Source organism: Psychrobacter sp. Choline-02u-9 (assembly GCF_002836505.1).
Taxonomy (GTDB): Bacteria; Pseudomonadota; Gammaproteobacteria; order Pseudomonadales; family Moraxellaceae; genus Psychrobacter.
This window is the reverse complement of the sequence record NZ_PJBF01000053.1, coordinates 20,060-33,800: the sequence shown is the minus strand read 5'-3', so window position 1 is coordinate 33,800 and position 13,741 is coordinate 20,060. Positions and strand designations below refer to the sequence as shown.

The following is a 13,741-nucleotide window of genomic DNA, read 5'->3' as shown; positions in this document are numbered from 1 at the left end:
GACAGCAAAACAGCGTTATAGCAAAATTTTATCATAACAAACTTAGGTTTTTTCACCTAATGGTTTGCCGTGCCCATCGTTTAATGAAAATGCTTAATTTGTCATTCGCATTCCGTATCAGCGTGATGGATACTCACAACTACATATTTATGAATCGTCGTATAAAAAAGGCGCAACCGTCAGCAGTTGCGCCTTTTTTTGATGTGCGTACCAAAAAGTCAGTCGCGATGAGCGGTCTTAACCATGCTTGTTTTCAAACGCAATCATAAAATCAACCAATTGCTGTACCCACTCAAGCGGTACGGCATTGTAGATACTGGCGCGCATACCACCTACGTCACGATGCCCTTTTAAATTGAGCAATCCGGCCTTTTCTGACTCTTCTAAGAACACCTTGTCCAAACTGCTGTCAGCTAAGGTAAACGGTACATTCATGATAGAACGGTACTCAGAGGCGACTGGGTTGTTATAAAAATGACTGTCATCAATCGTTTTATAGAGTAGATCTGCTTTTTTCTGATTGATTTTACCGATAGCAGCCACACCGCCCTGCTCTTCCAACCAATCAAACACTAGCCCTGCTAAGTACCAAGAGTACGTCGCTGGCGTGTTAGACATAGACTCTTTATCAGCTTGATGCTCATAGTTCAGCAGCATAGGACACCATTCGCTAGCTTGCCCCATCAAATCCTCACGGATAATGACAATGACCAGACCTGCAGGACCAATATTTTTCTGTGCGCCCGCGTAGATCATGCCAAATTTAGACACGTCTATCGGCTGTGACAAGATACAAGATGACATATCAGCAATGATTGGCGCATCTACTTGTGGTGGCTCAAATATCTGTAGACCATGAATTGTTTCATTGGCACAGTAATGAAAATAAGCGGCGTCTTCACTGATATTCCAATCGCTTTGCGCTGGTACGTCAGTAAAGTTATTCTCTTTACCAGTTGCAACTAGGTTAATCTCGCCCAAACCCAACGCTTCATAGCGCTTGGCTTCTTTGATCGCTTTGCCTGACCATGCGCCTGTCGTCAAATAGTCACCGCGTCCACCATTTAACAGGTTCAATGGAATCGCAGAAAACTGCAAACTTGCGCCACCTTGCAAAAACAGCACTTTATAGTTATCTGGTATTTCCATAAGCGTGCGTAGCTTAGCTTCTGCTTTGTCAGTAATGGCCATATACTCTTTACTACGATGGCTGACTTCCATGACCGATAGGCCGCGACCTTGCCAATCAAGCAGTTCGCTCTGCGCGCGCTCTAATACGGCTGTTGGCATAGTAGCAGGACCAGCACAAAAATTTGGCAGGCGATGCGGTGTGGCAGTTGCTGTAGACGTTGGGGTTGTAGGCATAATCACAGTCCTAGGTATGATGAAATAAAAGGATGTTTTTTATTTCAGTTTGTTGATAAAGGCATTGGTATTGATGTTAGTTTTTATACAACTCAATGAGATATCTGCTCCCATAGCTGACGTTTAGCATCACTGTCTGCGAGCATTTCTTCTAATTTCGGCACAGTGGTCAGATTGGGATGTTGGAGGCCGTTAGGCAGCGCTGTCAGTGCAGCAACTTTTATCTCTTCACTCCGGCCAATTCGAAAGATATATCCTGCAAGACTGGCATTGGCAAGCTCAGCAGTATCCATACCGTCGCAAATCGGAAAGGAGGTGGTCTCACAAGTGATTGATAGCGCTTGAGTGATGTTTTGCCATAGTTTTTGACTGTCACTATTTAGCGCTTTGATATCAACCAATATTACCCAGTCACCATAGCGCCCACCTTTCAGGTCAAATGGTGCTACTTTTTTTAAGCTATCATCATTTATGTTGTCATCGTTATTACTTTGTGGAAAATTACTCTGCGCAAATTGAGGTTGCTCAATTTGCGCATTAGTCGAGGTTACAGCAGTTTGGTTCGATGCAGTACTTAGGATGTCATGATAGTTAGATCCAGCACTTGAGCTAACAGCATCTGAACTAGCAGCACTTGAACTAACAGTATTCGAATCAACGGAATCAAAGCTATAAGTAACAGGGCTTTGCTCGCTAGCCGTCTGCTCAGTGGTAGCTTGCAAATCAGTATCATACTCATCGGCAACATAGCCGTTAGCATTGTAATCATTGATATCATAACCATCAGACGGTTGATCAACTGTACCTACAATTCTAGCGCTCGCTACCTCATTGTTATTAGACTCAATGTCAGTAGCGTCAATATGTGACTGCTCAACCGAAGCTGTCGCAATGTCAGCTATATTGATGGCTTCTGACTCAGGTTGTACCCACTGATTGATACCCATCATCGCTAGAATTTGGCGTTGCTGCACACGGCGCTGTAATACAGTTAGTGGGTCTTGGGTATCACTCATTCGACTCTACTATCCTACTCATTTTGTTTATATCATTTATAGATATGTTTATTATTTTGGCAGCTCTCATTAAGCATGGGTCGTACTATCAATTAAGTACTAAATACCATACCCATCAAAACAGCTGTCGAATACCGAGCCAACGCTCTGATATTGACAACAAACAATCGTATTCATCTTGGCTGATTATCGTATCGTGTAACATCACCGTATGCAACGTACTTAGCCATTGTCGATACTCATTATGAGTCGGCTGGCTCATCTCTCTTTCATTATAATCTATTTGGCTACCGTCCTGTTGCTTCTCTCGATAATTATCAGCATTCTGAGCACCTACCACGCGCTTGAGAGTGTGATTGGCAGAGACAGTAACCGCAGAAATAATCGCCAATAACTGAATGCTATTCAAGTGCTGTGCGGTCAATAATAACCACTGCAAATTGACATCGCTTACTGTCACAAGATCAATATCAATCAAGCGCGCATGCCGTCTCAAATCTACAATATAATGCGCCACACTGTCAGTACCCTCACTCAATAACGATCGATCATACATTGAGATCATCTGGCCTTTGGCATCTTTTGATAGTCGATAAGCCAATAAGACAACAACTGATACTTCTGATTTACTAAGTCCTGTAAACACCTGACTTGAAGGATCTAGTTGCGCCCTTACGTCTTCCATACCAGTCTTCAGTATTTGCGGCCATAGAGACTGCGCGTCTGTATCTTGTAAAACTTTAGACAATATCGGTAGTAACTGCTGCAAATATAGCGCTTGCCATAATGATAATATTGGCGATTTTTGATTTGCTAAAGCTAATGGGTTATTCAGAGCCATAGCATTGGAGTTATCACTAGATATATTTTGATCTGACGAATCAGAAGCTAAGCTTTTGGTTAAGTCAGATGTCAGCTGTTGGTTAAATAACTCAAATATGCCCTGCTGATAACGCAACAACATCGTACGGCATTTCTCTTGTTTTTTATAGTACTGATGACTGTCGTGACTATGATCGTCTTTACTTTTGAGCTTCAGATCTTCGATACATAGTTCAGATAAATTCTTTTGATGCAATTGATTTAAGGCGAGCTCAATCAAAGCGCTGTCTAAACGCCTGTCCAAACTGGCTACTACTGTCACCAGCTTAGTATCTATCTTATGTGGCAATACTTGCTCATAGGAAGTCGAGTCAGTCGCAACAAAGAGCCCGTCATTCCAAATATCATTCAAACTATACATGACAGTCGTTGATAATGGTTGATGCTGATGACAAAGCAAGACAGCTTCGACTAATGCTAGCGCACCTAAAGGATGATGACTATGATTGAGTATATACTGAGGTAGTGATACCTTTTTAATATCATTAAATCCAATTAATGTGTTTTCTGGTAGGTCAGCGTCAGGTTTGGACTGCCACGGTTTTAATAGCTGGTGAACGCCAACGTCTTTGGCCTGTACTTGAAGCCTCCCATCGACCACGACATCAGCTTCTACGGCAAACTCTAAACCGTCATCAATCTCTGATTCGCCATTATCTTTATTACGATTTTCGCTTATAGACTCAGCAAGAACTTTTCCATCACTTATCTGTTTAGTGTCACCTGTATTAATCGTTGCAGCTGTTTGAGATCCAAGTAACGACGACTGCTGCAAGTTTTTGTCTGGTAAATCTTCACTTAGGCTATTTTCTTTTGTTGCTCCCCAATCACCTAAGCGTCGTTGCCTATATATTTCTTTGACCTTTTGCTGATTTATTCGCTTTTCTTTGGCGACTTGTACCGCGAATTGATGATAAGCATCCGCATTAATAGCGCTCATACGCTCAGTCAAGCTTGGATGGGTGGCAAACCACGATACATCACCCAAGTCTGCACCACTACTAGCAAAGAAAAAATGGCTGAGTCCATTGATATCGGCGATACCAGACAAACGCGAGCCGAGCGAGTCTTGATGAATGGCTTTTAAGGTTTCGATAATCGCAGGTGTACGTGTCAATTGAACACTGGTGGCATCAGCAAGTAGCTCACGCTCACGATTAAAACTGTGCTTAATCAACTGCGCGCTTGCCATACTAGAGAAGCTTAAACCATGCAGTAGCAATGTCCAGACACTACGCGGGGCTTGACGATCTATTATAGGTGGCGTTTGCACCCATTTAGACTGACGCTTGGCTGAGGACTGCTGTTGTTGTGATTGCTGCTGCCAGTAGGCGACCCATTCACTGTGCGTGGTAAAATTCGCTGTTTGCGCTTCTGTGTTACGTGCCAATTTATCAACCTGTCTCTGTGATAAAGATTTTTGGGAGAGGCTATCGCTATCAAAGTGACTATAATTAGAGAGACGATTAGAGATATGATTGGAGATTGGGTCACTCCAGTCATACAGTATCTGCAAGCCTGCCAATACCACCATCAGCTGTAGATTGAACGTAGCATCGCCGTGCAATATATGACCATATTCATGACCAATGAGTCCGTATAGCGCCTCATCAGACAGTTTATCTAACGCACCTTGAGTAACGACGAGTACCATATCTGAGCTATGGCGACCAGCGACGAAACCGTTGATACCCTGCTCGTCAGGTAGCACGTACAAAATAGGGGTTTGCAAACCTGCCGCAATGGCCAGTTGTTGAGCGATTTCATAGTAGCGACGATAAACGGGCGGAAAATCGCGCTCGTCACGTACTGCTATATGACGTGAACTATAGCGAACCTTTTCTTCAGCTTCGTGTTGATGAGCGACTCCTTGACTGTGCTCCCATGCTTCTTGGCTGTTATCAATGAATAGCCTAACCGCCCCTACTCGCTGAGCAATAGCGCGGCCACCTGCTCGCAGGCGTCGATACTCTAAAAAACTACCACCAACGAAACTGCCTAACGTCAAGACAATGACCAGAACCAATACCCAGTAGTATATACCGCCTGTAAATACTGTCAGCAGTATAGACATGACAGCCAGTCCCACTGCCATATGAGCAAGTACAATCAGGAAAAACAGTCCATAAAGTAATAGACTGCGCCGCGTACGTATCCGCTGTTCACCAAAAAAATCCATCAGATTAGGCTGCCTAGAGTTCGCCAAAATTATCTAAACCTTAGCCCATATTGACAATCGGTGCCTGAGCAATCGCTTCTCTGTCTTCGAATACCAACGGACTGAGTGGACGAAAGCCAAACGTCGTACTAACGAGGTTATTAGGAAAGACTTCGCGATCATTATTATAAAACATCACGCTGTCATTATAATGTTGACGCGCAAACCCGATGCGATTTTCCGTATTGGTTAGTTCGTCCATGAGCTCTTTGATCATACTATCGGCTTTTAGCTCTGGGTAGGCTTCGACGACAGCAGAGAACTGACTCAACGCTTTAGACAACATACCTTCTGCTTTTGCAAACAGTGCCATATGCTCTAGCGAGTCTGGCTGATGCTTATTAGAGTCTTGTAGATCTTGAGCATGATTACGCGCGCTAATGACGCGAGTGAGTGTTTCTTCTTCATGACTCAAATAACGCTTGGCAGTTTCGACCAAGTTTGGAATCAGATCATGACGACGCTTTAGTTGCACATCTATTTGAGCAAAGCCGTTCTTTGCTTGGTTACGTGCGCGTACCAATCTATTAAAAATGGATACCCCAAATACGACCACCAACACCAAAAATGCAATGAATAGCCAAACAAACATCTTCATAATCAAACTCCAAGGTGTCTAGAATGTTAATAAAAAGTTAATACATTGTATTTTAACTCATATTAATCAATAAAACCTTAGAACTAGATAAGAACTACAAAGGAAATCGAACAGGAAATTAAATTGGAAACTCCATAAGCAAATAGATAACGATCAGACGAAATTTTGACCAAAAAAAAGCCCTTTACAATGAAGGGCTTCATACATCACAAATAGGTTTTTTGTACTTTATTGATATAATTATCAAATTTTAGGCAAAAAAAAGCGACTCCAAAAGCACATCCTCGGCACACACTATAACTATTACCGTTGCTACCTTCCGGTCCTGGCGGGATTCATAGAACAATGTTGCGAGGCTACCAATGGAGCCACCAGTCGCAAATTATACAAGAAATTTTTAATTTTACAACCCCTATCTTAAAACTGTTTGCTTTAGACCCTAAATAGTACTGTCATTTAGTTCATTAGCTTATGTCAGCAATATATGAGCATAAATTATATCAGCAACTTAGGTCACAAAATTCTCACAGCAACTTATATGAATTTTGCTATTTTAGTGAATGAAGTTGTACCCATGTCGATTTCTAGAGAACAATAGGGACAACTTTTCATGTATAAATGAGCATTGATAATTGTCATTTATATATTATTAGAATCAACTTAGGAGATAATAATGAAAAATACTTTATTGAATAAAGCAGCACTAGCTTCTGGTACGGTTTGTCTCATGACAGCGATGATGGGTAGCGCCCATGCAGAGCCAACAGGCTATGATCAACTGACGTTTCAGACAGAAATAAAAGAAGAGATTCAGAACGACGAAGTACGCGCCAGCTTGTACAAAAAAGCACAAGCAACTGACTCTAAGACCCTAGCCACAATGCTCAATACGTCAGTCAACAATGCCATGAAAATCGCTAAGCGCTACCCTAGCGTGACCGTGAGCACAGGGCAACAGCGCACCTATCCACGCTACGACAAAAACGATAAAATCATCGGCTGGACAGGTCAAGCAAACATAGACTTAAAAAGTACAGACTTTTCAGCAACTAGCCAACTAATTGCCGATTTGCAAGAAACCTTAGTGATGGACAATCTTAACTTTGGTGTATCAGATACCAAAAAAGATGCGCTAGAGCAAAAGCTAATGACCGAAGCCTCTCGCGCTTTTCAGCAGCAAGCTAAGAGCCTTACCCGCGCTTGGGATGCTCGTGGCTACCGCGTCGTCAATGTTAACCTAAACACAGGTAGCAACTATCCACGTCCAATGTATAGCGCTATGAGCATGAAATCAGGAATGGCAGACGAGTCAGTACCAAGCCAAAGCTTTGAGTCTGGTAATAGCACTATTTCTGTGACTGCTAACGGTACCATCGAGTTAACTAAATAAGACAGCTTATAGTTAAAATAAAATAAGTGATTTACATTAAAAAAGGCAAGCATCGTTAACGGTGCTTGCCTTTTTATTTTGCTAGCGATATCTATTCATTACATTCAATCATTATTGAGACCATTATTGTGACTGAGCAACTTCCTGTTGGCGCAGCTTTAGCATCAATTTTTGATACCAAGCTAGCTTTTGATAAGCCAACAGCTGCTCTGCCTTTCTTTTGTTGTCTTGCAATGTGGTCGTGTTTTGAATCACGTATACGGTACGTGTGATTTGCTCAAGTGTTTGGCCAGTTTCGCTTTGTATAACAGCCTTGATTGTATGAGCACCTGGCAAAACATCAACAGTAGCAATAGATGCGCTTAAACCTTGTGCAACCTCTTTGTCATCAAAATAAATACGGGCACTATCCCCTACCTGTAACGCAGGCCGAATCTGTACATTAACATCGATATTCTGTACCGGACGACGATAAGCTCTTTCTTCGCTAGGTTCAGCAATCGTTAATTGATAGCTTACTGGTGCTTTCACTGTCGCAGTCGTCGTAGCAGTGGCAGGTGCATTTAGTGTTTGTGTCGCCGCAACTGGTTGAGTGATGACATCAGAACCATTTGTTGCACTGCTACTCGCTGTATTAGCAACTCCTGAGCTATTCGTCTCATTACCTGTTGTGATGGCTATTTGACTGATTTGTTTGCCAGTTTGCTGCTCATAACTCTGCGGACGATCGGTAAAGGTCACTTGACCGGTTTGCTCGTCAATAACTTTATAGATAGGTGCAGCATGTGTAAGCGGCATACAAAGACTGGTAGCAATGGTCAGAAGTCCTACCTTTACACTGCTTTTCAAAAAAGAAGGTTTTGATAATAATGCCATAGTCAGTCAGCCTAATTGATGTCTATTACTAAAAATTGAGTATCTATCATTATGCGATACTTTTGCAGTGAAATCAGTAGTCCTCGATATGAATTCAGTAGTAATGTTAAAGAAAAACGCTTCATAACGATTTTACCTCTATAAAAAGACATAAAAAAACCAGCTAAGAATAACTTAGCTGGTTTTTATGACTCAAAATAAATGAGTGTTTTAGCGACTAATTAGCAGCTGTAGTACATGTCAAATTCGACAGGGTGTACAGTTACGTTCAAACGTTGTACTTCTTCTTCTTTCAAAGCAATAAACGCTTCTAGCATGTCTTCAGTGAAGACATCACCTTTTAATAAGAAGTCATGATCGTCACGCAGTGCTTGTAGTGCAACGTCTAAGCTCTCTGCAACCGTTGGGATTTGTGCTTCTTCTTCTGGTGGCAAGTCATACAAGTTTTTGTCCGCAGCTTCGCCTGGATGCATTTTGTTTTGGATACCGTCAAGGCCGGCCATCAACAATGCAGCAAACGCTAGGTATGGGTTAGCCGTTGGATCAGGGAAACGTGCTTCTACACGTACCGCTTTCGGACTGCTTACGTGTGGAATACGGATAGATGCTGAACGGTTAGATGCTGAATAAGCAAGTTTGATAGGCGCTTCATAATGTGGTACTAGGCGCTTATAGCTGTTCGTTGATGGGTTAGTAATCGCGTTCAACGCACGAGCATGCTTGATAATACCGCCAATGAAATACAATGCTGTTTCAGACAGACCAGCATACTCATCACCAGAGAATGTGTTTACACCGTCTTTTGAGATTGACATATGTACGTGCATACCTGAACCGTTATCACCAACGATTGGCTTAGGCATAAAGGTCGCTGTTTTGCCAAACTGATGCGCAACGTTATGAACAACATATTTCAATTGCTGAACTTCATCCGCTTTACGTACCATCGTGTTGAATGCAACACCGATTTCAGACTGGCAAGAAGCCACTTCATGGTGATGAACTTCAACCGAACCTTCACCAACGATTTCTTCTATGCGTTCACACATAACAGCACGCATGTCATGTGAGCTATCGATCGGTGGTACTGGGAAATAGCCGCCTTTCACACGTGGGCGATGCGCCATGTTGCCCCACTCGTAAGTCTCGTTAGTCGACCATGCTGCTTCTTCAGCCGTGATCTTATGACTAACGCCAGACATATCGACTGACCATTTAACATCGTCAAATACAAAGAATTCAGGCTCTGGACCGAAATAAGCAGTATCACCGATACCAGTAGACTTTAAATACTCTTCAGCGCGACGTGCGATAGAACGTGGGTCACGGTCATAACCTTGTAGCGTTGATGGCTCGATGATATCGCAAGTCACTACCACAGTCACCGCGTCAAAGAACGGGTCAACAAAAGCAGTTTCTGGATCAGGACGCAAGATCATATCTGACGCTTCGATACCTTTCCAACCAGCGATTGATGAGCCATCAAACATTTTGCCGTCTTCCATGACATCTTCATCAACGGTATGCGCTGGGAAGCTGATGTGCTGCTCTTTGCCGCGTGTATCAGTAAAGCGAAAATCAACCCATTTAGCATTAGAGGATTGGATAAGATCTAATAGTTTATTCGACATGAATAGTCTCCGTTGTGTTGATCACGTAATTGCGATTTAAAATTATTAATATGATGTTCTTGTCCAAGAATGTCAGATGTGCTCTCAATACTAAAACAGCGCATTCGATATTATGCTTATTATCAGCACTATTTTGCGTATTAGTCAAGATGCTCATCTAAAGCGTTTACTTAATCAGACCAATATTTGTGCACATGGTCTAACATACGCCAATTCAATCCTAACGACATTCTAGCAATATACAACTCATAATGCTGAACTCTTCGGGCTCTTGTTAATAATTATTTTTAGACCAATTTCTTGGCTTTAAAAATAATTATAACAGCAATAATGCAAAGGCTATGCCAATGTATTGCCACTCTGATAACAGATATAGTTATAGATAGATTTAATTATCAATATTTACAGTGATTTATACGATTAATATCGTTATATATTCATTAATTCCCATCAAATTAATTTTTAGAATAGCACTTAATTAGAGCACCAGTTGAGAACCAAAGGCACTTAATTGGTGCAAATACAAATATATTTATTATTGAAATGCTATTTTATAGTGCAATGTTAATAGCTGAATGTATAACATTGTCTCTGACTACATTATTTTATGCGTCAAAAAAATAATAAAAAATATGTTTTTACTTGGTGCTTACTTAGATAGCCCGTACCCTACATTTGATAGAAAACAAAATAGTGGTAAGATAACCGCGCGCAATAACCTCCTCTGTTATAGTCAGAGCTGCTTGTGTTCGGCAATCAAGTGACTCGATAACAGTGAGAACAAATTTCATGTTAAAAATATAATAAAACTGATAAGTTGAAGCCTTAATGATTTTGATGATCGATAATTACGATAGCTTTACGTACAATATCGTACAGTACTTCGGTGAGCTAAAGCAGGACATCACTGTCTGGCGTAATGATCAGGTCAGCATTGAGCAGATTAAAACCCTTGCACCTGATGTGATTGTGATTGGCCCAGGTCCGTGCGATCCTGACCGTGCAGGTATTTCGCTGCAAGCCATTGAGACATTTAAAGGAATTATTCCTATACTGGGTATTTGCTTGGGTCATCAAGCTATCGGTCAAGCCTTTGGCGGTCAAGTGGTCAAAGCTGGCGAAGTCATGCATGGCCGCTTATCCGCTATCTATCACAACGAGCAAGGTGTATTTGCTAGATTACCCAACCCGTCACAGGTTACGCGCTATCATTCACTCGTCATTGATAAGACAAGCTTGCCAGACTGCCTTGAACTCACCGCATGGACACAGAATGCTGATGGTAGTATTGAGGAAATCATGGGTATTCGCCATAAGGAGCTGGCTGTAGAAGGCGTCCAGTTCCATCCTGAGTCGATATTGAGCGAAGCAGGTTATCAATTGCTCAATAACTTTTTACAGACTCATGGCTTGTCTACTCTAACATCCGATGAGCTACCACAAGTTGGCTAGATTTGACTAAAAGCACGTCGGTAAAAAATACCGCTTTCATAAACCCATGCCAAATTTCACACAGATGCATATAAAAAATAATAGTAAGTGAGACTACAATGAGTACGACAAAAATAGAAGAAACGCATACGCCAGAGAGTATTGCAGAATTGTCTGATGAGCAAACACATCAACTGTTAACCACAGCTTTGGGTAGAATATTTCAACACATCGATTTAACCTTTGATGAGATGTATCAAGTGATGCTCATCATCATGCAAGGTAGATGTAGCGACGCTATGATGGGCGCTATCTTGACGGGATTACGTATGAAGGGCGAATCCATCGACGAGATTACTGCATCTGCCAGTGCCATGCGTGCACTAGCCGCCAATATTGAACCAAAGAACTGTGATTACTTGGTAGATATCGTTGGTACTGGCGGTGATGGTGCTAATCTGTTCAATGTCTCGACTGCATCGGCATTGGTTGTTGCGGCAGCTGGTGCACAAGTTGCTAAGCACGGCAATCGCGGCGTCTCAACCAAATCTGGTAGCTCAGACTTACTTGAGCAAGCAGGTATCAGTCTTGCGCTCACGCCAGAGCAAGCAAAAGACTGTATCGAAAACCAAGGTATCGGGTTTTTATTTGCACCCAATCATCACAGCGCCATGAGTTATGCCAACCCTGTACGCCGTGAATTAAAAGCACGTACCATCTTTAATATTTTGGGCCCATTGACCAACCCTGCTGGCACGCCAAACTTAGTCATCGGTGTGTTTACCGCGCAGTTATGTGAGCCGATTGCTAAGGTGATGAAAAACTTAGGCGCACGTCATGTCATGGTAGTAGGCGCAAAAGATGGTCTTGATGAAATCAGTCTTGCGACTTCGACCACAGTCGCTGAGCTAAAAGATGGCGAGATATCAGTCTATGACATGATGCCAGAAGATGCGGGTATCGAGTCACAAACTCTTATTGGCCTCGATGTCGACTCTCCAGCACAAAGCCTTGAGTTGATTCGTGCTGCGCTATCTGGAGCCGACACTCATGACCGTGCCGTACTTAAAGCACGTGACATGATTGCGCTAAATGCAGGTGCCGCGATATATACTGCAGGACTTGCCAGCAACTACCCTAACGGTGTTAGCCGAGCACAAAAAATCATTCAAAATGGCGATGCTTTACTCAAACTTGAGTCTTTGGCCAACTATACCCAGCAGCTAGTCGCTCAAGGTTAACTTATAAGCACTCATCTACTGTCTATAGTCAAAGAAATCTAAAACGGATACAAGGCAGCCAACCATAGATTGTACAAATCGTACATCTAGGAAGGGAAACGCCGTAGCCGCTTAGTAGTTATTAATAGTTTTCTGACTATATTTACATTTAACGATATTCGGATACCAGTATGACCACAACCCATTCAGACATACCGTCAGTGCTACAGCGCATTGTCGCCACCAAAGTAGAAGAAGTAAAAGCCGCTCGCGAAGCATTGTCTCTAGAGGACTTGAAAGCACAGGTCGCAGCTGATGATAAACCGCGTCGAGGTTTTGCCGCGGCATTACGTGCTGCTGGCACTAAAGAAAATGGTATCGGTATCATTGCTGAGATTAAAAAAGCCTCGCCGTCTAAAGGCATTATCAATCATAACTTTACCCCTGCTCTATTTGCGCAGCAGTATGAGCAAGCGGGCGCTAGTTGTCTGTCTGTATTGACCGATCGTGATTACTTTCAGGGCGATGACATCTATCTTATTCAAGCAGCTAATACCTCAAGCTTACCGATATTACGTAAAGACTTTATGATTGATGTCTATCAAATCTATCAATCTTACCTAATGGGCGCTGACTGCATCCTCCTCATTATGGCTTGCCTAGATGATGCGCAAGTACAAGAGCTACATGCACTTAGTATTGAGCTTGGTATGGACGTATTAATAGAAGTGCATACCCAATCTGAGCTTGAGCGTGCGCTACAGTTGCCACGCTCAGAGCACAATATCTACGGTATCAATAACCGTGATTTAAATACCTTCGATGTGGACCTGCAAACCACGCTTGATCTTAAGAATATTTTAAACGACGCACTCGCTACTGATAGCGCTGAACAAAAACCACTTATCGTGACCGAGAGTGGTATTCATAGCAGTGATGATATTCGCCTTATGCTAAGTAATGATATTCAGCACTTTTTAATCGGTGAGCAATTTATGAAAACTGATCATCCTGGACAAGCGTTACAATCCTTACTTGCGGGCGTCGCAGCAGACGGGTAAAGTAACTCAATAATTTATGCTTAAATATATACTAATAGCTTGAACAATGTCTG

General features: G+C 42.3%; 10 protein-coding genes and 1 other RNA gene. 4 read left to right on the top strand and 7 right to left on the bottom strand.

Annotation, left to right across the window (positions count from 1 at the left end):
- Positions 1-237: 237 nt before the first annotated feature.
- The 5 genes from serC to ffs form a co-directional block, all read right to left on the bottom strand.
- Positions 238-1,365, bottom strand: a complete 1,128-nt coding sequence (gene serC / locus CXF69_RS08140; protein WP_101204997.1) for a 3-phosphoserine/phosphohydroxythreonine transaminase — start codon at positions 1,363-1,365, stop codon at positions 238-240.
- Between the two features lie 92 nt (positions 1,366-1,457).
- Positions 1,458-2,381 carry a DNA polymerase III subunit psi gene (locus tag CXF69_RS08135; protein ID WP_101204996.1) on the bottom strand — a complete coding sequence of 308 codons (924 nt, stop codon included), beginning with the start codon at positions 2,379-2,381 and terminating at the stop codon, positions 1,458-1,460.
- Between the two features lie 115 nt (positions 2,382-2,496).
- Entirely contained in the window at positions 2,497-5,469 is a 2,973-nt protein-coding gene (locus tag CXF69_RS08130; RefSeq protein ID WP_227522905.1) for a M48 family metalloprotease, read from the bottom strand.
- Positions 5,470-5,482: 13 nt separating this feature from the next.
- Positions 5,483-6,079: a LemA family protein gene (locus tag CXF69_RS08125; protein WP_101204994.1), complete on the bottom strand. Its 597-nt coding sequence runs from the start codon at positions 6,077-6,079 to the stop codon at positions 5,483-5,485.
- 268 nt (positions 6,080-6,347) lie between these two features.
- Positions 6,348-6,444: signal recognition particle sRNA small type (ffs, locus tag CXF69_RS08120), an RNA gene on the bottom strand.
- Positions 6,445-6,752: 308 nt separating this feature from the next.
- Between ffs and CXF69_RS08115 the strand changes: the two genes are divergently transcribed.
- Positions 6,753-7,469 (top strand): SIMPL domain-containing protein, encoded by a 717-nt coding sequence (locus CXF69_RS08115; RefSeq protein WP_101204993.1) that lies wholly within the window; start codon positions 6,753-6,755, stop codon positions 7,467-7,469.
- Between the two features lie 123 nt (positions 7,470-7,592).
- On the opposite strand, the gene CXF69_RS08110 is transcribed toward CXF69_RS08115, so the two are convergent.
- Together CXF69_RS08110 and glnA are read right to left on the bottom strand one after the other, a co-directional pair.
- Positions 7,593-8,345: a DUF4124 domain-containing protein gene (locus tag CXF69_RS08110; protein WP_101204992.1), complete on the bottom strand. Its 753-nt coding sequence runs from the start codon at positions 8,343-8,345 to the stop codon at positions 7,593-7,595.
- A 221-nt stretch (positions 8,346-8,566) separates the two neighbouring features.
- Entirely contained in the window at positions 8,567-9,976 is a 1,410-nt protein-coding gene (gene glnA / locus CXF69_RS08105; protein WP_057760355.1) for a type I glutamate--ammonia ligase, read from the bottom strand.
- An 828-nt stretch (positions 9,977-10,804) separates the two neighbouring features.
- Between glnA and CXF69_RS08100 the strand changes: the two genes are divergently transcribed.
- The 3 genes from CXF69_RS08100 (at position 10,805) to trpC (ending at position 13,688) form a co-directional block, all read left to right on the top strand.
- Positions 10,805-11,428, top strand: coding sequence for an anthranilate synthase component II (locus tag CXF69_RS08100; RefSeq protein ID WP_101204991.1), 624 nt, complete (start codon positions 10,805-10,807; stop codon positions 11,426-11,428).
- Positions 11,429-11,526: 98 nt separating this feature from the next.
- Positions 11,527-12,648, top strand: a complete 1,122-nt coding sequence (gene trpD, locus CXF69_RS08095; protein WP_101204990.1) for an anthranilate phosphoribosyltransferase — start codon at positions 11,527-11,529, stop codon at positions 12,646-12,648.
- A gap of 170 nt (positions 12,649-12,818) precedes the next feature.
- Positions 12,819-13,688 carry an indole-3-glycerol phosphate synthase TrpC gene (gene trpC / locus CXF69_RS08090; protein WP_101204989.1) on the top strand — a complete coding sequence of 290 codons (870 nt, stop codon included), beginning with the start codon at positions 12,819-12,821 and terminating at the stop codon, positions 13,686-13,688.
- Positions 13,689-13,741 lie beyond the last annotated feature (53 nt).